This window comes from Arthrobacter sp. P1_B9, from assembly GCF_056406495.1.
The window spans coordinates 66,696-93,622 of sequence record NZ_JBFUAA010000013.1 but is presented as its reverse complement, the minus strand read 5'-3'; the positions used below and the strand labels follow the sequence as shown (position 1 = coordinate 93,622).

Annotated in this window: 18 protein-coding genes; 8 read left to right on the top strand and 10 right to left on the bottom strand. The window is 60.3% G+C overall.

The genetic code is table 11. The features are described 5' to 3' along the window. Positions 1-333: 333 nt before the first annotated feature. Both AC1D1A_RS16810 and AC1D1A_RS16805 read right to left on the bottom strand, forming a co-directional pair. A complete protein-coding gene (locus AC1D1A_RS16810) occupies positions 334-1,479 on the bottom strand; it encodes a response regulator (RefSeq protein ID WP_476948249.1) in 1,146 nt (381 codons plus the stop codon). Further along, positions 1,479-3,608: a sensor histidine kinase gene (locus AC1D1A_RS16805; protein ID WP_476948248.1), complete on the bottom strand. Its 2,130-nt coding sequence runs from the start codon at positions 3,606-3,608 to the stop codon at positions 1,479-1,481. The genes AC1D1A_RS16810 and AC1D1A_RS16805 overlap by 1 nt, the downstream gene beginning before the upstream one ends. 464 nt (positions 3,609-4,072) lie before the next feature. Between AC1D1A_RS16805 and AC1D1A_RS16800 the strand changes: the two genes are divergently transcribed. Then, positions 4,073-5,527, top strand: coding sequence for a DNA cytosine methyltransferase (locus AC1D1A_RS16800; protein WP_476948247.1), 1,455 nt, complete (start codon positions 4,073-4,075; stop codon positions 5,525-5,527). Here AC1D1A_RS16800 and AC1D1A_RS16795 read toward each other — a convergent pair. The 4 genes from AC1D1A_RS16795 to AC1D1A_RS16780 are packed head-to-tail and all read right to left on the bottom strand — an operon-like array spanning position 5,517 to position 12,913. Continuing rightward, positions 5,517-7,589: an AIPR family protein gene (locus tag AC1D1A_RS16795; protein WP_476948246.1), complete on the bottom strand. Its 2,073-nt coding sequence runs from the start codon at positions 7,587-7,589 to the stop codon at positions 5,517-5,519. The two genes, AC1D1A_RS16800 and AC1D1A_RS16795, sit on opposite strands and share 11 nt — an antisense overlap. 1 nt (position 7,590) lies before the next feature. Next, on the bottom strand, positions 7,591-8,574 hold the full coding sequence (locus tag AC1D1A_RS16790) for a PD-(D/E)XK motif protein (RefSeq protein ID WP_476948245.1): 984 nt from the start codon (positions 8,572-8,574) through the stop codon (positions 7,591-7,593). Next, positions 8,571-11,429 (bottom strand): Z1 domain-containing protein, encoded by a 2,859-nt coding sequence (locus AC1D1A_RS16785; RefSeq protein ID WP_476948244.1) that lies wholly within the window; start codon positions 11,427-11,429, stop codon positions 8,571-8,573. The genes AC1D1A_RS16790 and AC1D1A_RS16785 overlap by 4 nt, the downstream gene beginning before the upstream one ends. 26 nt (positions 11,430-11,455) lie before the next feature. Next, positions 11,456-12,913 carry an ATP-binding protein gene (locus AC1D1A_RS16780; protein WP_476948243.1) on the bottom strand — a complete coding sequence of 486 codons (1,458 nt, stop codon included), beginning with the start codon at positions 12,911-12,913 and terminating at the stop codon, positions 11,456-11,458. 508 nt (positions 12,914-13,421) lie between these two features. Here AC1D1A_RS16780 and AC1D1A_RS16775 point away from each other — a divergent pair. Together AC1D1A_RS16775 and AC1D1A_RS16770 are read left to right on the top strand one after the other, a co-directional pair. Further along, the gene (locus AC1D1A_RS16775; RefSeq protein WP_476948242.1) at positions 13,422-13,919 is read left to right on the top strand and encodes a hypothetical protein; all 498 of its coding nucleotides are present in this window, start codon (positions 13,422-13,424) and stop codon (positions 13,917-13,919) included. Between the two features lie 26 nt (positions 13,920-13,945). Then, positions 13,946-15,625: a nuclease-related domain-containing DEAD/DEAH box helicase gene (locus AC1D1A_RS16770; protein ID WP_476948241.1), complete on the top strand. Its 1,680-nt coding sequence runs from the start codon at positions 13,946-13,948 to the stop codon at positions 15,623-15,625. Between the two features lie 177 nt (positions 15,626-15,802). Here the strand turns inward: AC1D1A_RS16770 and AC1D1A_RS16765 are convergent, their stop codons facing one another. The 3 genes from AC1D1A_RS16765 to AC1D1A_RS16755 form a co-directional block, all read right to left on the bottom strand. Further along, positions 15,803-16,060 carry a hypothetical protein gene (locus tag AC1D1A_RS16765; RefSeq protein WP_476948240.1) on the bottom strand — a complete coding sequence of 86 codons (258 nt, stop codon included), beginning with the start codon at positions 16,058-16,060 and terminating at the stop codon, positions 15,803-15,805. Between the two features lie 173 nt (positions 16,061-16,233). Next, a complete protein-coding gene (locus AC1D1A_RS16760) occupies positions 16,234-16,881 on the bottom strand; it encodes a hypothetical protein (RefSeq protein WP_476948239.1) in 648 nt (215 codons plus the stop codon). Between the two features lie 363 nt (positions 16,882-17,244). Next, positions 17,245-18,540 (bottom strand): hypothetical protein, encoded by a 1,296-nt coding sequence (locus tag AC1D1A_RS16755; protein WP_476948238.1) that lies wholly within the window; start codon positions 18,538-18,540, stop codon positions 17,245-17,247. A 423-nt stretch (positions 18,541-18,963) separates the two neighbouring features. Here AC1D1A_RS16755 and AC1D1A_RS16750 point away from each other — a divergent pair, with 423 nt between their 5' ends. The 5 genes from AC1D1A_RS16750 (at position 18,964) to AC1D1A_RS16730 (ending at position 25,129) form a co-directional block, all read left to right on the top strand. Continuing rightward, on the top strand, positions 18,964-19,980 hold the full coding sequence (locus tag AC1D1A_RS16750) for a LacI family DNA-binding transcriptional regulator (RefSeq protein WP_476948237.1): 1,017 nt from the start codon (positions 18,964-18,966) through the stop codon (positions 19,978-19,980). A 122-nt stretch (positions 19,981-20,102) separates the two neighbouring features. Continuing rightward, on the top strand, positions 20,103-21,422 hold the full coding sequence (locus AC1D1A_RS16745) for an ABC transporter substrate-binding protein (RefSeq protein ID WP_476948236.1): 1,320 nt from the start codon (positions 20,103-20,105) through the stop codon (positions 21,420-21,422). A gap of 79 nt (positions 21,423-21,501) precedes the next feature. Beyond that, the gene (locus AC1D1A_RS16740; protein WP_476948235.1) at positions 21,502-22,575 is read left to right on the top strand and encodes a carbohydrate ABC transporter permease; all 1,074 of its coding nucleotides are present in this window, start codon (positions 21,502-21,504) and stop codon (positions 22,573-22,575) included. Further along, the gene (locus AC1D1A_RS16735) at positions 22,572-23,510 is read left to right on the top strand and encodes a carbohydrate ABC transporter permease (RefSeq protein ID WP_476948234.1); all 939 of its coding nucleotides are present in this window, start codon (positions 22,572-22,574) and stop codon (positions 23,508-23,510) included. Before AC1D1A_RS16740 ends, AC1D1A_RS16735 begins: the two co-directional genes overlap by 4 nt. Beyond that, a complete protein-coding gene (locus tag AC1D1A_RS16730; protein WP_476948233.1) occupies positions 23,507-25,129 on the top strand; it encodes an alpha-amylase family glycosyl hydrolase in 1,623 nt (540 codons plus the stop codon). The genes AC1D1A_RS16735 and AC1D1A_RS16730 overlap by 4 nt, the downstream gene beginning before the upstream one ends. Before the next feature lie 191 nt (positions 25,130-25,320). On the opposite strand, the gene AC1D1A_RS16725 is transcribed toward AC1D1A_RS16730, so the two are convergent. After that, entirely contained in the window at positions 25,321-26,601 is a 1,281-nt protein-coding gene (locus AC1D1A_RS16725) for a PD-(D/E)XK nuclease family protein (RefSeq protein WP_476948232.1), read from the bottom strand. Positions 26,602-26,927: the final 326 nt, after the last annotated feature.

Genomic DNA, 26,927 nt, shown 5'->3' with positions numbered 1-26,927 from the left:
CCGCGTCGCCACGACACCGCAGGTAGGGCAGCCCGGTGGCTGATCCGTTTCGACAATGACCCGACGCCTGCCGTCGTCCAGAACGGTCGCGGAGATGACACGGTAGTCAGGAAGATTGAAGCGGCTGGTGGCAGCGTCGGACGCCACATCGATAGGCTCAGTCAAGGCTCGTGGTCCTGTTCCGGTTGAATGCTTAGACACACTCATCCCAGCAGGGCCACGGGCCCCTTCTTTATCTACGACACGCAATCAATTCCGCACGAACCAGGACGAGCCCGTTAACTGCGGAACGTCCCACTTGAGAGTGGGCCGGCACGCCAAACAACCGTTCACCTATGACCGCATAGAATGCGCCTGATTGCGCAGCCGATCTAGAAGATCCGAATCTTCCAACCCTATTTCGGGGGTACCAACCCGGCCCCGCCACTGGCTCTGACGAGCTAGCAATTCCTCGGCGAATGGCGAGTCCACATCCGCGACACGCTCCCAGCCCGCGATCCGGTCGTAATCCTCGGATACTAGATGCTCCAAATCTACTAGGCGGTCCGGTACCCGGAGAAATTCCGGTAGGTAATACCACCTGAAATCGTTGCGGTTTCTGAGGACTTGGAGCGCTTCCTTCCGAAGACCTTTGCTCGGCTCCTCAGGGCCGAGCACCTTGGCCATGGACACGTGGCTGTCCAAAGGAACTAGGCGCGCAAGGAGAATGCGCGACGCCTTTGGCCGGCATCCGTCAACGTTGTTTCGGCCGAGAACCAAGTCGCAGGAGGGGGTCAGAACAATCCAGTAGCAACTCTCAGGGTCCAGGAGAATTGTTCCCGCGCGCCAAGAATCTCCGACGGGTGGAACCAAGTAGAAGGATGCCGGCGGAACGTTCTCACTTATCGCCTGTAGCCCTGCATCCGAAGATGTCTCCCAATCCCTAAGCCATGCTGCGAGTCTGCTTATTAGGATGCGACGCAGTGACGCCGGATCGTGTTGCGTATACGCTTCCCAGTTGGGCGCCAGGTTCTTGTCCAAGAACATGCGCGTCTCGCGGTCAAGGGTTTCGACGAGTTCCCGCGAAATTCCCGCCGCGTTTGACTCGAGAGCGGCACGCATCGCACCCCCCAGGTCGCGAGACTCATCTTTTCCGATAATTGCTCTCAAAGGCGGCTCAGCCCGAAACCCTAGGTCCTCTTTGATGGCAGTGAAAAAAATCACTGGTACCCAACGAATAGCTCGAATACGCGTATAGAGGTCCGTCCCCTTTGTGCGAGCACTATTGCCACCAAGGGGGCCATTATCCATAACATCCAAGACAACCAAATCAAACTGAGACGCTGGAGAGCCCAAGGAAATCTCGGCAGCATCGAAGGACTCGAGATGAGTTAACTCGATCTCAAATTCCCCGTCAAACTCCTCTTCAACTACAGTCCGAACGGTGTCGTGGGCTTTCGGCTCATCGTCGACAATCAGAACTCGGTAAAGCTTAGGCACTAGCTAACTCTCTTTCTCAACAGAACCCTGAAGTTGGCTCCAGGCAGCACACCGTCGCCATCAACGAAAACTTGGCCGCCATAGTATTCAACGGCCATCGTATGCACTATGGACAGGCCGAGGCCCATCCCACCCTCCCGTGTCGAGACGTACGCATCGAAAATTATGCCCCTATCCTCTTCAGGAACGCCGGGCCCTGAGTCATTTACCTGGATCAGAATCGCCCCGTCACCATCGCGACCGATAGTGACGAGAATCCTCCTGTCGGAACCCGAACTCTGCCGAACCCAGTACATGGCATTGCTGATTAGGTTAATCAAAATATGCTGGAACTCGATAGGCTCAACACTTACAGTGTCATCCACGACATCAATGACAAGATTCGTCGACTGCCGGCTAAGTTCAGCAGCAAATATTTGACTCACTGGATTAGCTATGGCTGCTAGCTGAACTTTCTGAGGGCGCCCTCGTTTGCGACCGGCAAGAGGACTCAGTCGATCGAAAAGGCTACCGACCAGTTCTCGCCCGTTTGTTAGGGAGTCCAGACTATTTCCCATTCGCTTATCAAGTTCAGCGCCGTCAAGACTCTCCCGTCGCTTTCTCGCCAGTGTAAGCTTCCGAATTCCGTTGTCTACATCCATAAGTCCCGTGCGACCTTCGTGGAGAACCATATCTACGAGCGTCGATATCGTAGCAGACTTAGCAAACTGTAGAAGTATCTCTTGGATATCCGAAGCGGCACCCCTCACCTCTTTCGCTGTTTCGGTAATGGCTGCAACAAGCTCCTTATCGGTCTTACGCGCCGCAATAAGCTCCTCGAGCTTGGAGAGATCAAACTTTCCGAAGAGACCACTACCAGGACCCTTGCCGCGTCGCTCAGACGCAACATTCTTTCGGTATCTGAAGCGACGCCCCTCCATTTCAGAAAGAACCCTAAGGGAAATCTGCTTGAGATCTTCATACTCTGGTGTGTCGATGAGACCTTCGCGATGCGATCTGTCTCGGAGACCAGGATTTTCGTTAGCGGTCAGGGAGATGGATCCACTAACTTGGTTGTTCGACAGACGCAACGATGGGCTGTTGACACGGCGCAGATCCAGATTCAGCCAATCGTATCCGCGCTCGCCGAACGGCTGTACACGGAACCCGTCGCGAAATAGAGCTAGACCTGCGTGATCCTTGATTTGATTCCGGTAGTCCCGAATGCCCGTTGTTGTTTGGTTAAGGTCGGGTTTGATCGCCTCGAACGCTTCCCGGTCCAGATCCCAAGCTCTAAAATCTATTCTGAGAGGACCGCACCGCGGAATCCGAGTCATGTCCCCATGTTCATCTGCGACCCTCATATCCAAGGTGAGGACTTCCGTGAGTCCGCTGCGTCTTTCAATATATCGAAGCCTTGCCGTGCCATCGCCGTCCACCTCACCAGTAATGCGGTAATCCGGCAGCGAGAGTATGGTACTCGGTGAGATTTGGCCCGCGAGGTCTGCCATTTCATCCGGAACGACCAGATTGATGCCAAATGTTGCATGCAGCTCTCCGGCGGCACCGGTGTCGGGACGTGGTGGAATCATCCGTTCCAGCATCAGGCGCAGGTGTAGAACCTCCGCTGCATGCCAATCGCGGAGCAACCCCTGCATCTTGATGACGGTTCCGGTCCCCGTGTAGGCACCGCCCTGCACGATTCCTGCTTCTTTCTCGGGAAGAAAAGTCTCGGGATCTCTCTGAGAAACCGCGACCTGAATCTCGTCCAAGTAGATATCTTGGTGGAATTGGCCCCAGTCAACGTTAAAACTAGTCTCGGGTCCATCTTCACGACGCGTGGTGATGACGGACGAGCCAGCGATCCTTGATGCGGCGAGGCGTCCGATACCCTTTTCACCCAGCACTCTCCTATGGCCGCTCTCGCTGGTGATTGTTTGCTTGCGGTACGGCGTCGCGATGTCGAGCCATACGTTGCGGACGGTGTCGGCGCTCATTCCGTGACCGTTGTCCCAAACTTCGATCGCACCGTCGCCCGCGACTAGCGGTCCCAAGAAACGGATAGTGACGCTGCTAGCGTCCGCGTCGTAGGCATTCTTTACCAACTCAACGAGCGCGACATCTTCGCTGCTTATGAGCTCGCTACCCAAGGTATGCACCAACCGGGCCCTCGGGCGAAGTGAAGCGGAAGATTTTTCGTATACGGGCATCATTTAGTAGAGAGCTTCCTAGGCGACGTCAGCGGTAGCGTTCCGGGCTCGATTCGGCCTTAAAAGGTCGTCAACTTTCCCCAGGTAGATCGTACTGGTCCAGCGCAAGACTAAGACGGACGTTCAAACGTGTCCGAGCTAGTGATCTCGGCCCCTCTTACCTCGGCCAACACCACGGCCGCGCGGGTTTAGAGATCAACGCATCGCCTTTTGGGCCCAGCCACCGATCCTCCGGGGTCAAAGTAGTAGGACAGCGGCTGTTCTCGCACCCCGTGCTCCGACCGGCGACGACTGGATCCGCGACTTCGACCAAGATTCGACCAAGAACGGCGGAAAACCAGACACTGAAGCTGGATTGTCTGCCTGACCTGGTATCCTGGAGTGTCGGATATCAAGGGGTGCACGTGTTTCCAATTATTGATCTATTTGCCGGGCCCGGAGGCCTGAACGAAGGGTTCTCCAGCGTCAGGGATGAGCGGGGCGACTTCGTCTTCAAGACTCTTGCCTCGTTTGAGATGGATAGCTTTGCCTGCCAGACACTTCGGTTGCGGGCTACGTACCGAGAGTTGGTTCGTTCCGGGGGCGATCTGCAACCCTACTTCGACTACATCCAAGGCAAAAAAACGTGGCAGTCTGTTCTCACGGGTGACTTCAAGGAGGCCTATCTAGCTGCGAAGGCCCACGTCTACCAGGTCGAGCTCGGGGAGGACAACCGCCCCGAGGTGGACGGCTTCATCGAGCAAAAGCTCGGGCCGGAGAGTGAGCGAGGACATTGGGCGCTCATCGGAGGACCGCCGTGCCAAGCGTATTCTCTTGCCGGGCGGTCCCGCAGAACTGGTGATGAATCCTTCGCGTCTGACCACAAGCATTTCCTCTACCGTGAGTACCTCCACATCTTGGGCAAGTTCAAGCCCACGATCTTCGTGATGGAGAACGTCAAGGGCCTGCTCTCGTCGAAAAACGGCGACAGCAGCATGTTCCAGACGATCCTAAGTGACCTCAAGCGTCTCCCCGGTGGCGCGAGCTACGAGATCCGTTCCCTTGTGGTGGACGCCGAACCGCACGAATTGGATCCGTCAGACTTCATCATTCGCTCGGAAGAGTACGGCGTCCCGCAGAAGCGTCACCGCGTGATTCTGCTCGGGGTTCGCAGTGACGTCGCAGCAAGCGTTCCGCGACGAGCACTCAAGAAAGCCGACGGAGCAGTTACCGTTCGAGCGGCAGTTCAAACTATGCCTGGGGTGCGAGCGGAGACTTCAAAGAGAAGGCCGAAAATCGATCTGGACTGGCAAACTGTCCAGAAGGAAGCACTGGATGAAGTGCGAATGATCGAAGTTGAGTTTCGACCCGAGCCTCTGAAGGCCGGGGCCCTAGCGGTGGACGGATACGAGGCCTGGATCCTCGACGAGAGGCTCAGCTCGCCAATCCAGCACGAACCCAGAGCCCACATGGTTTCTGATCTGGCACGCTACCGCGTGATGGCCGAACTTGCCGAACGACTGGGCAAGAGCCCGAAATACACCGATTTGCCGGCAGCACTCCACCCAGAGCACCGCAACATTGGAAAAGCGGGAACACCCTTCACAGACCGCTTCAGAGTGCAGGTTTGGGATGCCCCCGCCACAACAGTGGTCTCGCACATTTCAAAAGACGGGCATTACTACATCCATCCGGATCCAAGGCAGACGCGCAGCTTCACGGTCCGCGAAGCCGCGCGCCTCCAGTCCTTCCCCGACAACTACTTCTTCGAAGGGGGCAGGACTCAGCAATTCCACCAGGTGGGGAACGCTGTGCCCCCGCTGCTTTCCAAGCAGATCGGTGATGTCGTCTCCGACATGTTGCGATCTCTCAAGGAGTAAAGGTCTGGAAGCCCTTCGAATTGGCTGCTGCTGCAAGAGTGAGCAGTCTTGCAGACTGTCGCTCGGTCGGGAATCCTGATTTCCTGCCCGTGACCAGGTCGAGAATACTCATATCCGTGGGGCTGCCGACGCCGTTGTCCAAGGAGAACTCACGGAGTTCCAGCCATTGTTCCTTGGGTATTTCGAAGACTCGCTTTTGCTGGTTGATCCCGTCGTCAATCTTCTGCGTGTCCCTGGCTGTCCGCCGCTTCTGCGCGATAGCAGAAGGATCCGCGAGACCCGTCAAGAAAGTCTCGGGAAGGCGCATCGGCATGGCTCGCACCAAGGCCCAGCAGTCAGCTTTCTTGGCCCACTCCGTAACGTTCTTGGTCGGCCGATGCTCGCTCGTAAGCGCCTGCTGCACGGCCTCTCCAATCTCAAGGGCCACATCGACGACGTTCCCAGGCACTGCCTGGGCGCGCCAAATCAGGTCGAAGTCCATCATCCGGCCGCGGCCCTGGTCTTCGACGAGGCTGGCCATTTTTGCCATTGTGTAAGCGACAATGTTGGCAAGGTAGCCCTGCTGATACCAAGGGGCTTTCCTGACAGCCGAGTGTATGGCAGAGAACATAATTGCCTTAGCTACGGCGTCCTTGAAATAGCTCTCGTTGAAGGACGAATCGTCCTTCTCCCAAGCCTGCTGGACAATGTCTGCAAACGCCACGAAGTTCTTCTGCGCTCCAGCACTGACGATGTGGGGACGCTGCTGCCACGACATCACAAATTTGGCCAAGGCAGGTTTGTCGAACTTTTGGTTCTTCGGGTAGAGCTTCTCAAAGCGCGATGCCTCCGCTTTGGGGAGTTTGTTCTTTTCGTTTTCGTACTGTCCCCGAGTTCGCTCGTAGTACCACTTGGTGTTATAAGTGGCGCCAGCAACGGCCGGTGCGAGAACACGTCTTGAAAGCTCCTCGACGCGTACGTGGTATGGGCTGTTCGAGAAGAAGTCTGCAGCGCTGACAGCATTTTGGCTGTTGGCAAACCTTGAGATGCTCGGCACAAGTTCGCTGGCCACGTCCGGGGCAACGACGACTAGCTTCATTGGCACGAAGACGTTCTGCAGAACGTCTTTGCCTTTGGTCTCTCTGTCAACGAAAAAGAGCGACGCTGTTGTCTGTCCGCCGTTGACAATCTGCAGGTCTTCAATAGTCAGAATGTTTGACAGGTCCCCACCAATTTGCACTGATGTGGCGGTCGCGGTGACCCCGTTGTTAAACGCCATGAAGTTCTGCGGTGCAGTGTAGATCGTCTCGCGAATGCCCTTGTTAACCTTCCCCCTGTTGGTCAAGTAGGAACGTACATTGCTCTCCAAGAGTCTGCTGCCATATCTTCCATAGAGTCCGGCTAAGACGTTACCAGGGACGGACGCAAGGTAGGTCGCAAACTCCGGGGTGGACTCAACCTTTAGCGCGGGGAGCCCCTCGGCGTTCCACTCCCTAAGGTCGATTTCCAGAGCTTCTCGGCCGCTTTGCGAATCATGAAGTTGGTGAAGCCTGTTGATATCCCAGAGCAAATAGTCGATCGGAATGCCGTTAAGTGTCTCACCGGGAAGTTCGCGCAGCCGGTCGCTGAGCTGCCCGTCCGTCAGCAAATAGAGACGGTAACGTGAGACGTTGGCTCCGCGATTGCGCAGGTCGTAGGCTAGTTGGTATGCCGGCGAGCTCTCTTCCCGCCCTTCCAAGAAGGTTCCATCAAGGGACTCGGCGAGGAAGTACTGAAGGGCCTTAAGCGTTCCCTTAGCGTCGGTGGCAGAGACTACTTGAATCTCAGGCGTGCCGACGTAAATCGTCGCGACAAGCGCCACGCTGTTGTCGGCGTTGTCGAGGTCGTAGCCGTTGACTTTCAACCTGCGCCGTCGCGTCCCCGTTCCGTCGAAGTCCAGCGTGACTACGTCGTCAAACTCACCCGCCTCTGTGAGCAACTCCGCGCAATGGCGGGCGAATGCCGTGGCGGTAAACTCACCGTCGGCGTCGGCCAAAGACCCAACGGACGCCAGCAGGTTCTCGTGGTAGCTCTTAACGTTCACTTTAGATTTCCTCGTAGCTTTTCATTGGGCCTAACGCCGCTTCTACATCAATTGCGAATTCGTCAAGGGCAGGCAGCTCCAGTCGATATTTCACACCCGAGACTCCAGCTGCGATAGTTCGTGGAGTGACCCGCGGAAACTGGTCAGTGACCGAATAGTAGTCAAAGCCGCGACTGCTGAAGTAGGTCTGACGGTAAACTTCTTCGCTTGGATCAAATCCAAGCTCATCAAGCGCGGCGTCGAAAATTTCAACGTCGCCGCCGTCACGAGCCACGGACTCTCTGGACAGAGCTGCCAAGTCGGTTAGGGACGTGAAGCCGGGAAGAGCCTTCGCGCTGTCGGCAACTTCGACGGAGACGAGAATTATGTTGTCACCGTCGAGCTGGTATTCGGAAGCAATCCTCAAAGCGTGGGTCGTGGCATGCCGACTCTTGACTTCGTAATGAACGTCCAAAAACTGGAAGTCCTGGTCGGATCCGTAAGGGCCCTGCCATCCTTGGACAACAACAGACGTTCCAACTCTCTGGCTCAAGACGTTGAAGCCAAAGTCCAATTCAGCAAACAAGCCTCTACATTCCTCCATACTGAGTACCCGCTTCTTCGAGGCTTGAAAGAGCTGGCGCCACTCGGCAAAGCACTCCATCGCGGTGGAGATTCCTGCACCTTCGGTCACGGACTCGGAAACCTTGGCGTGCACATGGCCGCACAGCTGCATGAATACTTCGCTGAACTTGTGGTCCTCCAAGGTGAGCAGCAGAATCCAGGTGCCGTCGTGCTCCCGCTCGGCCCTCACGATTGTCACCGCGTCTGAGAGCTGGGGGAGGCCAGGCGGTTGTCGGGTGACCAGTCCGAAGCTCAAGCGCCCGACTTCGTCGGCTCCGTAGACCATACGCGTAGCCAATGTTGGGTCCAGCTCGCGCAGAGTCACAAGTCCCGCCCGGACTTCGGCCTGCCACCGTTCGGGAGTCCAGGGTTCAAATGTCACGAAAGTTCCTCGTAGTCTGCCATCCAGTACTTCTGGGCCACCTTGTTCAAGACGTACTTAACTCGGCCGTTCTTGCTGTTGTACTCAGAATCGGACGTCGGCAGCGCTATCTTGAGGGCGATAAAGGCAGCCTCAGGTTCCCTCGCAGCCTTGGTCAGTTCATCCTTCAGCTGGGAGATCACCGGCGTAACGGTCAAGGTGTCATCCAGTTCGACGCCCTCAGTATGGCTTGGCTGGACAGCGTAGATCATAAGCTGGGGGCGCGGGAGATGCCTGTAGATCGCACGCTCCGGCACAGCGGCCCTTGGCACGGAACCAGCCGTCCCGACAGTTTCGGTATCCCCATCAACCGGGTGGGCAGCGACAACAATGGCGTCCACTTCCGGGTCCAAGACTTTGCGTAAATCGTCGCTTCCGGCTAGCCGCGTCCGACGTCCGCTCACCCACAACGAGGACCCTGTCAGCTTTCCGTCCTTGGCCGTTAAGTGGCGGAGCATCAGCGCACGAGATACCTTGAACACCCGCTTCCCAGGCACGAGGCCCGACAAACCTTGAAGTTCCGCATCTCCGTCCTTTTTTGGGCCGTTCATGAATGTCACATCCCACGTCTGGAACTGCTCTCCCGAACTGGCCCTGATCATCCTTTCCAGCCCACTGCCCGTAAAGAAGATGTCATCATCAGCAGCCTTGTAGCTGTGCAATAGGTCTGCGACGAGCCCCTTTGGTACATTTCTAAAGCGTGTGTAACCGCGGGAGGTTTCGTCCGTTGTGCAGCCAGCAGCCACAGCCTCCTTAGCCAACTTCTGAGTAGCGGCGAAGTTCGCTTCTTGGACCGTCTGGCCTGCAGAAAGCTTTCGGGTCTCCAAGTTCCTGCCTAGGAGGTTGACCACTTTTTCGTACTGCAGTGTGTGCTTCATCTTGTTTCGCGCCGTGATGAGCAAAGATTCCGGGTGCTGCTGGACCGCCAGGCCGAAATCCCTAGGGGTCATGTTGTTCCGGTGCATATGCGCCAGATCGTCCCTGAGTTCTTGGATGGCCGCACCCACGAACCGGTAATCCGCCGCAATTTTTTCACTGATCCATAGCCGGCAAACATCCCGGAAACCGTCGCGGTAGCCAAACCATCGTGCCATCTGCATCATCGTGTCGGCAGCGCCAACGCTACGGTGAAAATAGCTGACTACTAGGCCGTCCAGCGTAAGTCCTCGACTGAGCAGGTCACCTCCGACGGCGATCTGCCGCGTCGGGACATCCTCCCTAAAGTCTTCGTCCTCCGCTTTGTCCACGCTTGAGTTGTAGACCTTCACTCGGACATCTGCGACAGACTTGTGGAGCTCGGCAAGGACCGAATCCCAGGATGGACCTGTTGTACTGAACTGCTTGTCGAAGGTCGACTTCAGCTCGTCGAGAACAGCGTTAGCCTTGCCAGCAGAATAGGTGAGGGAATGGAGTTCGATGGCTGATTTGTATCGATAAAGCTCATTGGTCAGCCGTTCACCGACCGCGTCCTGAACGTTTGTGAAGCGTGAAACGTTGACCAACATTGACCGCTTGTTGGGCGCCTTAACGCGGCCATCCAAAATTGCGTTGGCAAGTAGAAAGCTTCGAACGGCGTCCTTGAGGCTCTCCGGGAGCGGACCAACAGGCTGGGTCTTCCGGTGCTTGACCGGGATCCACTGCTGAGCGTCGCTCAAGTACTGCACCGATTGTGGTCGGTCCTCTTCGTCAGTACCAAAGGTCGCACGGATACCGACGTAGTTGCTGGGTGCGTCCAGCGGGTAGATATAGTCCTCAGGGAACAGGTCGTCCACTACCGCACCATCGGCCTCTACGATTCCGGTCGCTTCGTAGTCAATGAAGATGTTGGCAAAAGGCGTAGCCGTAATCGCCACATACGACGAGCGTGTGAAACTCGACAGAATTTTTCGAATGGATTTGTTGATCGCGGTCGGGTCCTCGGCCTCACTCGTGTTGACCGATGCATAGTCTGACTCATCGTCAAGCAGCAACAACGGAAGGTCGATACTCCCCTGGTTATTGGCCTTGCCGCGGGCCCAACCGTTGACCGCGTCCAAGACAAACTTGTTCTTCTTCAGAACAAACACAAGTGGCCCTGTTGAGCCGGAGGGAAGCGGAACATCGATACCGATTTTGGTGGCCTGTAGATAGTCCATCAAAACCGTGGTGAGACTAGTAGCGTTCGCAATCTCTTGGTCGATCTTTCCAACACCTATGTGTACGTCTTTGAGGACAGCTCCTCTGGGCATACCGACCCGCCGGGTATCCCTGCCTATGAAGCCCTCATCAACCCTCTCGTGCGTCTGACGCCTGAGATATTCCGTGTTGCCGGAGAGGATGATGACCAAGCGGTACCCGGCGTCGGCTGCCTTGTTGATCAGCGCCAGATAGTTCTGCGTCTTTCCAGACTGGACGTCGCCGATGATCAGCCCGCGGCGGTTCCAGGTTCCTGGCTTCTGCGGGTTACCAGCGAGGTCCAGAACGTCGTCAGTGAACTTATCCAGCCTGTCTAGCACGCGACCGGAGCGCCCCTGTTTGGAAAGCATCTTCCGGTAGGCGCGCCACCGGCGCCAGTTGATCTCAGACTTGACGTCTTTTAGCCATGGTTTGTGGTCATCCTTTGTAACCGGCTTACCGTCGATCGGGATATCCGCGCCCACCACAGTCAAGACATATCGAAAGAGCTGTTCCAACTCGTCATCACTGGCATCCGTGCGCATGATCGGTGTGCAGGCGTCAAACGCGTCTCTGACATCTTGTTCTTGGATGCCCGTCTTCGTTTCACCAGTGCTTTGGTCGGTGAGCAGCCCCAAAACCGCTCCCTCGAGGGCGGACAAAGGGAACACCATTGTAGGAATACTCATCAGTTCTTTACCGCATTCTCAAGAATTCCGCGTGCGCGGGGGTGGCTATTGAAAGGCTCGGAGTTGAGCATTGAATCGACGAACAGGTCGGGGCCGAGAGTCCCGTTTAGCGACTCCCAGAGGGATGCCGCCAGCATGGTCAGCTCGGATTCGTCCGCGGGATTTGGTGAATGGATTGCATCCTGTCCGAGTCTGTTGTAAACGTCTTCCACAGGAAACGATTGCTCCAGCATGGTGATCAGCGACCCCAACAGTGCCGAGTCATCCGATGTCATGCTCCCCTCCAGGGCAACGACCGCCGGGTGATTTCGATTGATTTCGTAGCGGAAAGAAGTCCGGTCATCGACAACATCCCACAGGTGGTTTACCGGCCCGGGGGCCGCGCGCCGCCCTCTGTACTCGTGAACGCGCCGACTCGGACCGACGATGTTGTCCGCAACTTGCCGCAGCCGGTTTCTGATGGCAGGCGGAGGAACGGCTTGAGCCTTCTTGATATCCAAGGCCCACAAATGATCCAGGGTGTTGGGGATGTCCACCCTCACCCGCGCCAGCTTTCCGAGCTCCTGTTTAGGAGCAATCCGGAACCATGTGCCCCAGATAACAAGCCGCTTTCCCCGGTATATGTAAAACCCTTGGCTGTCTCTTAAGGACCCATCAACTTGAGCCCTTTGCCTGTCCGCACTGCTGAGCTTATTTAGATGTGGAAGTGTGAAAGGACGAAGCTCGATAACTTCCCCCTCGACATGAATCTTTTCGACCGGACCAGCCTGAGTCGCTTTGTGAGTCTGAAGCAGGGGGTCTGAGCCTTCGATCTCGCGATAGTTGATAGCGATATCAAATTTGCTACCGTGCTCCCCCGCCAAGTACCGGTGGAATACAAGGCCCAAGTGCTTGCGCACGCGCACCATGCTCTCGTCGAGCCCGCTACCTAGATTTCCGGTCATGGCTTCGAGCTGGTCAAGCTTCCGCCAGAGCACCAACGTCCCCGTCGGCTTCTTCTCGAGTTCAGCGAATTCTGGAAGATCCCGGCATTCGCCTTCAGACAGCTGGAGCAGGCTCCAGGTGCCGGTTTGTATCAGGTAGTCCAGATCCCATCGGTAACCGTGGAGCTCGCCATCCTTCTTTGAGACGACAGTCAAGTCTCGGCATTGGGATATGGACGCCGTTTTCAAGCCCAGCCCAAATCGTCCCAGATCAGTGGTCGCCCTGCCAGAAAGCGAACTCTTTCCGGCCAGCCGCATGGCGTTCTGCGCTTCGGCAGCACTCATGCCATCGCCGTCGTCAATGACGGCAACGTGGCCCTCCCCTTCGCCGGAGAAGAGAAGGTCAACGCGCGATGCGCGGGCCGTTATCGAGTTGTCAATCAAATCTGCAATGGCCGTTTCGAGGGTGTAACCCACGGCCCGCATCGATTCCATGAGGTGCGGATCGGGCACCATGGTTATCGTTTCAGTCAATCTTTCCCCCACACAGTTCAATCCACCGACCGTGTCCGCTCGATGTTGAGACAACAATAACTGCAGGGACTGACATTGTTTCGTCCGAGGTAGAGGGTGTCGCCGTACCTGCTCCTCGGATCATGAGCCGCCGCGTCTCGACTCGGGTTGCCGAGGGCCCGTCGCGAGGCCGACTCGCTGATGAACTCTTGACTGATCTCAGCTGCGCGTCTGATAGACACATTCATAACTGAGCCACACGTCTTCATAGCCATGGTCGACAGCCTGAATCTCAAGGGCGATGCTTGGCCTCTGCCAATGGTCTGGGCCTGCCCCGCATATGTTGGCTGTGGGTCTTAGGCCTTTGCGAGCCTAGCCCGGTTTTCCCAGCCGTTTGCCGTCACCGGTTGTGGTAGGTCCTTTCGCTCCAAGTCGTGGTCGCCGTGTGGGCCACTGCTGACAACGAAACTGGGTGGGCTGACAAAGGCCAACCGACATTCTTGTCGTCAAGGAGCCCTAGGATGTGGGAATGTCCGTCGGAGATTGTGAAAACTCGTTCCTGGAAGCAGCTGCCCACGAAGGCATCGAGCTGGTCAGATACAAACAACCATGGCTGAATCAGCGGGGCCACTTCGGCTCGTTCCTCAGCATTCAGTACGCTGACGACGCCGCCGAAGGCCTGTCACCCTATGCCCAAGCAGTTCCCGGCGCCGACGGGGTCTGGTTTGAGATTGTGTCCGAGAAATATCTACCTGCGGACAAATGGCCCATAGATGCTGGCTACCTAAACGAGAATCGCTGGTCTGCTCCCGACAACGATTTTCCGAACGGGTACAAGGACGGAATCCCGCACGTCGAAGCCGGTCACCAGATACTCGAAGGTTTGAGATACGGCCGGGGTTGCTACGACGCAAGCAAGCTTCAGTGGCATACCGGCGATTTTCCGTCCGGGCCCGGTCCGGACGTCGGCGTCACACTTGATGACGCGTTGAACGGTATTGTGCAGACACTTGCTAACGCTGCCTAGCCAAAGTCCTATTTGATGGAGCACCGATGAAATACATTCCGGCGGAACCCGTATTCGGCGATGGCCAAGTGGCGGAGAAGACGGTCTGGGACGCGCTGAAAAACAGCCTTCCGGACGACGTCGTCCTTGCCCACTCGGTTCAGTTGAGGGACGGCCGGGCAGAACACGAGATCGACATCCTCGTCCTGTGGCCCGGCGTCGGCATGGCTGCCATTGAGGTGAAGGGCGGCCTCATCTCCGTCGAAAATGGTCAGTGGCTGCAGTCCGACAGGTCCGGGTCGCACAGGGTTCAGAGTCCCGTTGCGCAGTCTCAGGGCTCGCTCCACGCCTTCAAACACTGGATTGGCCGCCAGCTGGGGACGCCTCTGACGAGCCGCTTTGCCTACATGGTCAGCTTCCCCTACACCGATGTGCCCCGAGATTGGGAGATGGCGGGCTGCCCACGCTCGCTGGTCCTCGACAAAGCAGACACGGCGTCGGCGGCCGAACTGGTCCGGACAGCGATCGAGCGGGAAGGCGGCGGCGCCTCGTCGCTGGCGCCGGTGTTCATGGAGCGCATCGTGCGCGTGCTCAACGGAACGCTGGGACACGACGGCGCCAGACTGCTGGACCCGAAAGAGCTGGAAGATGTCCAGGATCATCTCACCGAGCGGCAGTCGGTGCTGCTAAAGGCCACGCGATCGCTACCAAGGATCCGATTCACCGGCGGCGCGGGAAGCGGAAAGACTTGGTTGGCCGTGGAAAAAGCCCGTCTGCTCTGCAAACAGGGGAAACGGCTCGGCTTGTTTAGCTACAACAAGGGACTCAGCCAGTACCTGCAGGATCGGGTTTCGACCTGGCGTAGTGCCCAGCCGGCATTTACAGGTGAGTTCCACGAATATGCCCGGCGTCTTGGGGTGCCGGATGGCACGGGACCGGCCTATTTCGAAGAGGAATTGCCGCAGCTGCTCAAGGACCTAGCGGTCCGCCTTCAGCCTCAGCAGCGGCTGGATGCCATCATCGTTGATGAGGCTCAGGACTTCGCCCCGCTGTGGTGGGAAGCGCTGCTTGCCACCACCACGGACGACGCCGAGATCTACGCCTTCCTGGACGACCACCAGGACGTCTACCGGCGCTGGGGCAGTCCGTCGACGGATGGCGAAAGCCCGCTGGAAGACCTGGTGACGATCCACATCGACGAGAACCTGCGCAACACTAGGAAGATCGCCGAAACATTCAAATCCTTTGCCGGCGATCACTTCACGCCACGGGGCAGCACGGGGCTGCCAGTCCGGCGCGTTCAGTGCGCCACCGAGGACGCCCTCGACGTCGCGGGAGACTGCATCGATGCCCTGATTGAGGAGGGCTGGGCGAACAACCAGATCGCCATGCTGACGACGAAGGACCGCCACCCAATCCATAAGGAATTTTTTGAGAACGGCACTACTGCTGACTACTGGCGCGAGTTCCATGCAAACGAAAGTGAGTTCTACGGCCATGTTCTGGGCTTCAAGGGCTTGGAACGGTCGGTGATCGTGCTGTGTGTCAACGGCTTCAAAGATCTAAGCCGAGCGGCCGAGCAGCTTTACGTTGGCCTGTCCCGGGCTCGAAGTCTCTTGGTGGTTGTCGGCGACTCGGATTTGCTGGAGGAGGCCGGCGGGCGGGACCTCAAGGTAGCCCTGTCTCGGGCCGAGACTTGGGCGCCGGCTACGCCCGTCGATCGCTGAGGGCAAGTGTTCTTCTTGACTTTGTCGCCGCTTGACCCAGCATGATCGCCCAGGCAACTCGTTGCCGGTAGTGCCAGTCATGCTTCAGGACCTTCGGAGTCCATCACCGGGCGGCCCGTCGTCGAAACCCTGATCCATATGCCGGCGCTGGGGAAGGTGTACCGGATCAGCTAATCCTCACCACCAGCGGTGACGGCAATCCGGGTTCTGGCAGGCCCATTTGGGCGTACCCAATTCGACTTTGCCCGTGGCGGGGTAGATGCGCTCTTCTAGCACGATCATGCAACCAGCGAACTCGGATTTCGGCATTATTTCGCGATCCCAGGGCATGATCATCCCGTAGACAATCCGCCAGGCCTCGCTGCCGCAAATCGGGCATCTGCGCGTGGCAGCGCGTTTCGTCGTCTGCTCGGGGGCAGTTTCGTCGGGAGTCATGGAAGCACTGTAGGCGGACGATCTGACAGAAAGGGGTATCTTACGCGGTGGCGAGGGCGGCGGGTTCCCCCTCCAGCCGGCTCACCGGCATACTCCGGCGTAAAAGTCACCGCTCCGGACATAGCAGCCACCCCACCGCGGGTTCCTGCGCGAGGACTTGGCGTGGCAGGTATTTAGTCTGCGAACTCAAAGTCGACGGTGATTTCGGGATCGACGCTTGCGATGATTCCGGAGTAGAACGCCTTGGCCTGCTCTTTCAGCGCTGCTGCGTTTTGGGTGACGTACTTCTGCTTGTTCTCGTCGCTGAGAACGTTGTTCATCATGCGAGTTTGAACGGCTGGGGCCGCCAGCATGCCAAGCGGGTTGGAGCTCTCGAGGGCGTCCTCGAACACGGGATCATCAAAGCCGATGCCAATAAATTGAGGGATGGCCACCCGAAACGACTTTGGCCCGGTGGGTTCGATCTTCACCTGTGACCCGTCGACGCCTAATTTTGCGTCGAACTTGTACTGGATCAGCGTCGTTTTCTCGCTCGCGGGTATAGCCACGCCGAGAATCTCTCCATTGCTTTCATGCCTCGTGACACCCTCGATGTGAAGGCTAAGCAGGGCGACCTCTTGCACGCGCGTGACGGCCTGAACCACTTGGGAATCACGTTCGCTGGAGCTGCTGCTGAACAGGGCCTTGAGGGCGAGGGCGTTGAGTCCACCGGATGCGAATGCGGCGGCCGCTCCCCCAACCAGCAGCACGATGAGCAGCATGACGGGCCAAAGCAGAACGCGTGCTTTGAAGAATTTCATGACTGCTTTGAAAAAGTTCACGACGATTCAGTCTCCAGTTTCGTTCGACGTCGATACCCTCAGAATTCTGCGGGGTTGAACGGCCACGACAGATCGCCGTGTCAAGTCCCCTCGAACCATATATGTATGCAAGGGCCAGCCGATAATGGCGCGCCCACCGGTCTTAGAAGTTGCGGGTGCGAGCTTATGCGAGTGTGCCCTCCATACCGTGACGCGGCTAAGCCGTCCGATGGGATAGGGCTTCTCCACGATGAACCAGCCGGATAGTTCCCTGCATGTCTAAGGAGCCCGACACAGTTCAGTGATTCTGGACTGCACCGCTTACTGGACGGAAGGGCTCTCAACTCCACCGCGTTCCGCAGCCGCGCAACCTCCGGGTTAGTTCTAGACCGCTTCCTCACTGCCGGTCTCAGACCCGCCCGCCGTCTGTTCGCCGCGCTTTTTCCGTTTGAACAACCCCGCTACGCTTCCGCCGACCGAGCCCGCCGTACCGGCAATGGCGCCGCCGACGCCCTTGACCGCGGTGAGAGCCTGAGGCTCGTCTGGGATTCCGTCCCCGTCGATGTCTACGCTCCGGAACGCGCGCGATACCGTGTCCGCTGCGGTTGTTACCCCGGCGCCGACTGCCGCAGCGCTGGTTGCGACGCCGCCTCCAACTGTGCTGGCAGTGCCAGCAATCCAGTTACCCGTCATCTTGGCGGCGTCCTCCATTGCTGCCAGAGCTCGGTTTTGTTCGAAGTCGCGGTCGTCGGCGCCAGCCTCCACAGGAACGGCCAGATGTTCGGGGAAAATGTCCGGGGCATCGGCGAATGCTGCCCGGGCTGCGTCGATAACTTCGCGACCGAACACAAAGCGCGTGACTCCTCCCGCCAAGGCGCCAACTCCGTATTCAATCGTTGCTTGCTGCTTTCCACTCAAATTTTCTCGCACGACGTCCAGCTGACCCGTCTCCATGGTCCGAACCAAACTCTGTGCGGCGCCTCCAGGGAGGGTATCCGCGAGCGTGTTCGCCCAGTGGGACCAGTCCGTGCGGCCATCTGAGATCCTGTTGCCGACGCCGACGACGCCTTCAGTCGACGCGCTCGATAGGTCTGTCGCCATCGTTGCGATTTGCTTCTGGCTCACGCGTTCGTTCGAGAGTCCGTAGACAAGGGCGAGGGCTTGGTCTTTGTCGAGGTCCATTTCGTGAATATCAGCAATAGCGAGCGCGAAAACCGCGGTGATCTCGAACTGCAACTGCTCATCGCCTGCGGGAAGGAGAGCAGCGGCTCGCTGTGCACCGTTCTTGGCAGTACCCAGCGCCATGTTCTTTGCGGCCTGTTTCGCAGCGCTCTTTGCGGCAAGTTTGACAGCTTCCTTGCCAGTTTTCTTGGCGGCCTGTTGTCCCGCACTCTTCATGCCGGCTGCTGCCGCCCCGACTCCAGGAATCATCGCGATACCAATATCAGCCGCGATCGCGCCGGCGCTGATGAGGGCACCAGCAGTGGTGATGGAGGTAGCGTAGTGACGCTCCAACATCTGGATTACCTCAGCGGGCGTTGCGTCCGGATGCCGGCGACGGAGCCTCATGACGTATTTGCGAGCGATCGAGTGACGGGCGCTAACCGCCTTTGCAATGTCACGCGTGGCGTCCTCGCCGACGAGCTCCGCCTCCAGCGTGATGCTCTCGATATTAGTCATCGCTTACTCCTCTGTGGTTGCACCTCTCCGGGAGGTGTGAACGCGGCTGAAAGGTGAAAATTTGGCAGCGCCGCCCTGGATCCATGGTGATTGTATTCATGGATCCAGGCCTTGTCGGTCGCGGCGCGTTCAAACTCCTTGACCAAAAGTGGCTCTCACCTGCCAAAACGAAGACCGGCCCTGACCTACCCAGGTTCGGGGAACCTCGTGTTGCGACTGATTTCATTAACCAATCTTTGCGGCGCACCACCCGCGCGGTTGCTGCCGGACCGGCTGGCTCGTTTACGAAACGTAACGCGATCCCGAAACCACCCCCTACTGTTGATCCTGCACCTAGCGAAACCGTTTACGTAAACCGTTTTCCGAAACCGATTACGTAGCGCAAGCAGCAGACAACGAAGGCACCCTCAGGGAGGAGGAACAGTGGCAACCATCCGCGATGTCGCCAAGCATGCCGGCGTCTCTCCGGCCACCGTTTCCCGGGTTGTCAACGGACTGGTCGGCTACTCCGACGAAACGCGGGAACGCGTCGAGAACGCGGTCAAGAGCCTCAGCTACGAAACGGACTACCTCGCCCGGGGCCTGAAGACCCGGCAGACGTCCGTGATCGGGCTCCTCGCACCCATGGTCTCAGACGCCCTGGCCTCCCAGGTCATGCAGGGCGTGGAGGAGGAAGCCCAGGAACGCGGCTACGCCGTGATGCTCGGCCGCACCGGCGCCAAGTCAGCCTACATCGCCGGCTACCTGCGCACGCTGCGCACCTACCGGGCCGCCGGCGTCATCCTCATCTCCGCGGTGATCACGCCGGAGACCAGGCAGCTGCTGGGACCCAACGTCCCCATCATTTCCGTCGCCATCAGTGACAACTCGGGCTCGCCCAGCGTGGCCATCGACGACGAGCAGGCAGCCTACGACGCGACCCGTCACCTGCTGCGGCTCGGCCACCGGCGCATCGGCCTCCTGGCCGGGGATCCGGCGTCGATCTACGTGGCCCAGCCCCGCAAGCGCGGCTACCTCCGCGCCATGACCGAGGCCAAGTGCACCCCGGTCACCGCCACCGGGACCTTCTTCTACGAAAGCGGCGCACCCGGCGTCGACGACCTGTTGCAGCAGGATCCCGGGCTCACCGCCATCTTCGCGATGAGCGATGAGATGGGTGCCGCCGTCGTCAACGAACTGCAGCGGCGCGGTCTCCGGGTGCCGGAGGACGTCTCGGTCCTCGGCTTCGATAACACCCCCACCGCCCTGCACGTGAACCCGCCGTTGAGCACCATGGCGCAGCCGCTTGAGGAAATGGGACGGATGGCCGTAAAAAAGCTGCTCCGCTCCCGCGACCTGGGTCCGAAGATCATGCCGCACCGGCTGATCGAGCGCGGCTCCACCGGGCCGCCGCATCAAACGGCGCCAGCCCCGCCCCGCAGCCAAGCTCCAACCAGCTAGGCCCAACAGACCACACCCACCCACGGCGACAGCCGGCACTCCCCCGTGCCACCAGGCAATCATCGCCGCAGTTCCGCATGCACCAAACCACCCGCACCAACCCCAGAAACAAGGAGCAACACATGAGGCAGCGCCGCCGCACCTGGCAGACCCTTCTCGCCACCACCGCATCCCTGACCGTCGCCGCCGTCGCCCTCACCGGCTGCGGCGGAACCGCCACGGAAGCGAAGAGCGCCCCGAAGGCCGCCGCGTCCTTCGAGGGCAAGGGCCCCATCAACTACGTCTCCAACCGCGACGCCTCCGGTGCCGCGAACAAGACCATCGAGGAATGGAACGCCGCCCACCCGGAGGAGAAGGTCACGTTCATCGAACTGCCGGACTCCGCGGACCAGCAGCGCCAGCAGCTCATCCAGAACGCCCAGATCAAGTCGGACACCTTCAGCGTGCTGAACCTGGACGTCGTCTGGACCTCCGAATTCGCCGCGAACAAGTGGATCATGCCGCTACCCGCGGACGCGATGCCCACGGACAAGATGATCCCCGCCACCGTCAACGCCGCCACGTACCGGGACACCCTGGTCGGCGCCCCGTACTACACCGACGGCGCGCTGTTCTACTTCCGCTCGGACCTGCTCAAGGCCGCCGGCATCGCCGCCCCGCCCAAGACCTGGGACGAAATGAAGACCGCCTGCAAGGCCATCCTGGCCCTCCCCCAGGCCGCGGGCATGTCCTGCTACGCCGGCCAGTTCGACAAGAACGAGGCCCTCACGGTCAACTTCTCCGAGGCCGTGGCCTCCGCCGGCGGCACCGTGGTGGACGCCGAGGGCAAGCCCACCGTCAACACCCCCGAGGCCAAGAAAGGCCTGAACCTACTGGTGGACGGCTTCAAGGACGGCCTCTTCCCCTCCGACGCCATCACCTACCTCGAAGAGCAGGGCCGCCGCGCGTTCCAGGACGGCAAGCTCGTCTTCCTGCGCAACTGGCCCTTCCTGCACGCCTCCCTGAGCGCCACGGACGGCTCCAGCAAGGTGGCCGGCAAGTTCGGCATCACCTCCATCCCGGGCACCGACGGCCCCGGCGTCTCCACCCTCGGCGGCCGCAGCCTCGCCATCTCGCCCTTCACCGCCAACAAGGCCACCGCCCTGGAGTTCATCAAGTTCTTCACCAGCGAAGAGCAGGCCAAGAAGCGCCTCGCCCTGTCCTCCCGCGCCCCGGCGTACGCGTCCCTCTACGCGGACCCCGCCGTCGTCGCCAAGCGCCCGTTCTTCCCCACCCTCCTGACCTCGCTGAACAACGCCCAGCCCCGCCCCAAGGTGGTCCAGTACGGCGCCACCACCAAGGCCATCCAGGAAGAGGCATACGCGGCAATCACCGGCAAGAAGGACACGGACACGGCCCTGAACGACATGCAGGCCAAGCTCACCGAGCTCTCCGCCAAGTAACTCCGCCCCATAGCAACCGCCGGGCCGGCCGCTTCACCCCGGCCGGCCCGGCAGCTGCAACCCCAGTGAGGTTCCCAGAATGACGACGACGACCGCCCCGCCCGCCGGCGCGCAGACCGGCACGCCCAAACCAGCCAGCCCGCGCAAACGCGGCAACCGCGGCACCCGCACCCCCGGCGAAGGCCGCATGGCCGCGCTGCTCCTGTCCCCCACCATCCTGGTGCTGGCCCTGGTGATCGTGTACCCGCTGCTCGCCGCGGTGCACCAGTCCCTCTACCGCGCCGAATCCGGCCTGGACGCGGACGGCTTCGTCGCCGATGTCGAATCCTTCGTGGGCCTGGCCAACTACGCGGACCTCTTCGTGGGCGAAACCGGGCGGCGCTTCCTCAACGCGCTCGGCAACACCACCTTCTTCACCATCACCACCGTGTTCCTCGAGACCGTCCTGGGCCTCTGCCTGGCCCTGGCCATGAACCGCGCCTTCCGCGGCCGGTCCTTCCTGCGCGCCAGCATCCCGGTGCCCTGGGCCGTCCCCACCGCCGTCTCCGGCCTGCTGTGGCGCTGGATCTTCCAGTCCGACGGCATCGCCAACACCCTGCTCGGCAGCGAAATCCTCTGGACCGCCGAGGGCAACGCCTCCCGCGCGGCCATCATCATCGCCGAAGTCTGGAAGACCGCCCCGTTCATCGGCCTCCTGGTCCTGGCCGGGATGCAAGTCATCCCCGGCGAGGTCTACGAGGCCGCCAAAATCGACGGCGCCGGCTGGTGGCGCCAGCTCGGCTCCATCACTCTCCCGCTGGTCAAGCCCACCCTGCTGGTTGCAGTACTGTTCCGCATGCTCGACGCGCTTCGCATGTTCGACCTGCCCTTCGTGCTGATCGGCCCCGGCAAGGAATCCGTGGAAACCCTCTCCATGCTGGCCTGGGACGAATCCAACCAGCTCCGCTACGGCTCCGCCTCCGCATTCGCGATCATGCTCTTCCTGTATGTCGCCGTCGTCGCGATCGTCTTCGTCAGGGTGCTCGGCGCCGACGTCACCGGCGCCAAGGAGCTGACGCTGATCTCCAAGAAGACCCGCACCAAGGCGACCCGCACCCAGGCGAACACTGACCAGGCAATCTCCGAACAGAAGAAGGCCGAGGCCACCCGATGACCATCTCCGACCTCCGCAACGCCGCCACGTCCTCCGGTGCACCGAGCGCCGCCGGCGCCGCCGCGCCCGACGCAAGCGCCGCCGTCGGCCGCCCCGTAAAGCCGAAAGCGCCGCGCACGTGGCGCTCCTACTCGGTGTACCTTGGCCTGGCGCTGATCTTCGCCTACTGCCTGGCGCCGTTCTACTGGATGCTGGTCTCCAGCCTCCGCCGCACCGCCGACATTTTCGACAACACCCTGCTCCCGGCCCCGTTCTCGCTGGAGAACTACGCCAAGGTGTTCGACGGCTCCACCATGTTCGGCCAGGCCCTGCTGAACTCCCTGATCGTGGCCGGCACCACCACGGTGTTCGCCCTGCTCCTCGGCGTCTTCGCCGCCTACGCGATCTCCCGGCTCAACTTCCGCTTCAAGTCGGCCATCCTGGGCGTCATCATCGCGACGTCGATGTTCCCCGGCATCTCCGTGGTAGTGCCGCTCCTGCGCCTCTTCACGGACCTCGGCTGGATCAACACCTACCAGGCCATGATCGTCCCCAGCCTGTCCTTCGCGATCCCGCTGGCGGTCTGGAACCTCACCACGTTCATGAAGGCCCTGCCGTTCGACCTCGAGGAAGCCGCGATGATCGACGGCTGCACCAAGTGGCAGGCGTTCCGCCGGGTCCTGCTCCCGCTCGCCGCGCCGGGCGTCTTCACCACCGCGATCCTGACCTTCATCCACAGCTGGAACGAATTCATCATCGCGCTGTCCATGATCAACGACCCCAAGATCCAGACCGCCACCGTGGCGATCTCCAAGTTCACCGGCGCCACCGAATTCCAGGCGCCCTTCGGCGAGCAGATGGCCGCCGGCGTGATCGTCACCGTACCGTTGGTCATTATAGTGCTGATCTTCCAGCGACGGATCGTCGAAGGCCTCACCGCGGGCGCGAGCAAATGAGCGCTGTTCCGGCCCGTGTCGAGGAATCCACGATCGCGCCGGCCCCCGAGTGGTGGCAATCCGCCGTCATCTACGAGGTCTACCCGCGCTCCTTCGCCGACGGCGACGGCGACGGCGTGGGCGACCTCGCCGGGCTGATCGCCCGGCTGCCGTACATCGCCGCCCTCGGCGTTGACGGCATCTGGATGACCCCGTTCCAGCCTTCCCCGCAGGTGGACCAGGGCTACGACGTGACCGACTACTGCGGCGTGGACCCGCTGTTCGGCACCATGGAACAGTTCGAGTCGCTCCTTTCCAAGGCGCACGGGCTGGGCCTGCGGGTCCTGCTCGATGTCGTCCCCAACCACTGCTCCTCCGAGCACCCGCTGTTCCAGGCAGCCCTCGCGGCCGGCCCGGGCTCACCGGAGCGGGACATGTTCCACTTTGTTGAAGGCTCCGGCGACGACGTCCCGCCGAACAACTGGCAGAGCGTTTTCGGCGGCCGCGCGTGGAGCCGCGCCAACCCCGGTTCGGCGACGGACACGGACTGGTACCTGCACCTGTTCTCGGCCGGCCAGCCGGACTGGAACTGGCGCAATCCCGCCGTCGGCGATTACTTCGACGGCGTGCTGCGCTTCTGGTTCGACAAGGGCGTGGACGGGCTGCGCATCGACGTCGCGCATGCGCTGTTCAAGGCTGACGGGCTGCCGGACTCGCCCTCCACGGGCGGGGTGGTGGACGGACTGCGATCCAACCCGCAGGTCTCGGACCAGGAGGACGTCCACGAGGTCTACCGCCGCTGGCGCACCCTCGCCGAGAAATACGAGCCGCACCGGCTGCTGGTGGGCGAGGTCAACCTGGAACCGGCCCGCGCCGCCCGGTACACCCGGGCCGACGAGATGCAGCAGGCCTTCGCGTTCGCCTTCGTGAAGCTCGGCTGGGACCCGGAGGCGTGGGCCGCCGTCGGCAACGAGCTCGACGCCGCCCGGCAGCTCCACGGCGCGGCCCCCACGTGGGCGCTGGAAAACCACGACATCGTCCGCACCGTCACCCGCTTCGGTGGCGGCGAGCTCGGCAGCATCCGGTCTCGGGCAGCCCTCGTGGCTTTGCTCGGACTACCCGGTGCGGCGTACATCTACCAAGGCCAGGAACTGGGCCTGCCCGAGGTCGACGTCCCGGTCGACGCCCGCGTGGATCCAATGTGGGCCCGCGGCGGAGTCTGCCGCGACGGCGCCCGCGTGCCGCTGCCATGGACCGCGGACCCGGCGGCGAACCACGGCTTCTCGCATGCCGACTCCGCGAGCGAGCCGTGGCTACCGATCCCAGCCGACTGGGGAATCCACGCCATCGAGCGCCAGCAGCAGGACCCACAGTCCGCATTGAACCTGACCAAAGCGGCGCTGGAGCTGCGCCGGCAGTTGTGGAAGAACGAGGTCTTCACCGCGGACGACGGCGGCAACTGGCGGGTCGAGGCCGGAAACCTGCTCATCTGCGAACACAACGAGCACTTCCTCGTCGCCGTCGCAATGGGCACCGAGCCGGTGCAACTGCCGGCCGGAACCGTGCTGCTTAGCGCCGCCCCGCTGGCGGAGGACGGCTGGCTGCAGCCGAACAACGCGGCGTGGGTGTTGCGCGACTAAAGCCGTCGCCTCCGCGCCGCCCACGTTTCCCCCGAGGAACACCCGTTGCGCTAGCTTGCGGGAGTGTTTGGGATTCCTGGGACCTCGCCACAGCCCGCGACCTGCTGGCGTGTAGCACCCCAAGGTCCCTCTTCGCCCCTTGACTCGCTGAAAGTGCCGACCAGCCGAGGGGTTCTCCGGGCCGGTAGCCTTCAGTTGTCTCTGAGCAACCCGGTAATCTCGTCGTGAAGCCTAGGGTCGGCGGGTCCGAGGCCGTCAAGCACGTCTTGGATACTGACGGTCGACTGACGGACTTCCTTGACGCCTGCCCGCGTAAGGAACAATCGTGAGTAGTCCGCCTGGCCCGATTCGACCGTTCGGGTCCAGCTCGGATCCCGTTCGTTGGCGAACCATGCGGACGGCCCGAACTTGAGTTGAAGCCTCGACCGGCCCACGTCGTTCGGTTCTTCTTTCACGTCGATGTTGATGGTCCACTGGTATATCCCCGCTAATCTCGCGTCGACTCCGCGCACAAACCCCTCGCCCCGAGTCGCGTTGAGTTGGCGTCTGAGCGGTCCCTCGCTGAAGGCGCTGAGGCGCCCCTTGACTCGCTGGAGGAGGTCGCGGCCCTCGCCAAACCGTTCCCGCGCTTGTACCGCAAGATCATCAGCAAAGCGCTTGGCGGCTACTTCCTGCGGCTGCTCCTGATATCTGCGTACCTCCCCGGTATCACACATGGCAACTACGAAGTTGATCAGCTCCTGGTCACCCACGAGGCCCTTTCCTCTAACGAACCTACCGTGCAACTGTTCGATGAACGCGTAGGCATCGGGGTTCTTCCGCTGGTAGGCCCTGTCGCCACCGACCTGTTCCAGGAGTTGCTCGGCCAACTTGCCATACGTGAGGACCGCGGCGTTCTCCCACCCCAGGGTCTGCAAGGACGCATCCTCATCGCGACACAAGAGAACGACAGTACCCTGCCTGCCGTCCCGTACGCTGAACGCCAGGTAGCCGCTGTAGCTGTGTCCGTGACCGTCGGAGATGAAATAGTTCTCGACGACGACGACCGCAGCTTCGCTCTCAAGGACAAGGTCGGCGATGTCCGCTCCCGCCCCGTCCACAGCGGTGTTCACCTCCTGACGCACCAAGTAGCTGCCATGCGGAAGCGGTTCGCTCCCCACCGAAACCCGATTCAACTCGTCGATAAAGATCCGCAGGAAACGGTCGCCCAGGTTGTGCGTCTGTTCGGGGTCCAACAACCACCTGAAGACATTCGAGATCTGCTTTTCGTGGAGTCCGTGGTGCATGATGTCAAAGACGTTGAAACCCAACTCCAGGGACCTGCCAAGCACTGGCAGGAGCCCAGTTACCAAGCCATCTGACACGACATCATCCCCCGAGCGTAGACGTGAAGACCAGATGGAAGACGGCGACGCCGCGAGACCCCACATGGCTATAGTTGGGCACTTTACATGGAATTTGAGTTCAGCCACGTCACTTAGCAGATTAACTTGTTGTTCCCGTTACCCACCCTCATCTGCTGGTTTGTCGTGTCGTTGCTTAGGCGAGCGACGGCCTCACCAATCACGATGATCAGAGTTTCTGAGGTCAGACCCCGACCCGGTGGAGCTCCGTCACAGCACGTGAGTGATGGTCGGCGATAGAGCCTGGCGGCTACGCCACGTCACTGTCTGGGATTGACGCGATGCGCCGGTAGGTAGCTCGCCGGGCAGGCCAACTAGCTAGTTGCCGTGCTGCTAAGTTCCGGACTAGGGTGTCGACATGGCTTGTGGTAAATGCGGATTTGAAGGTCACAACA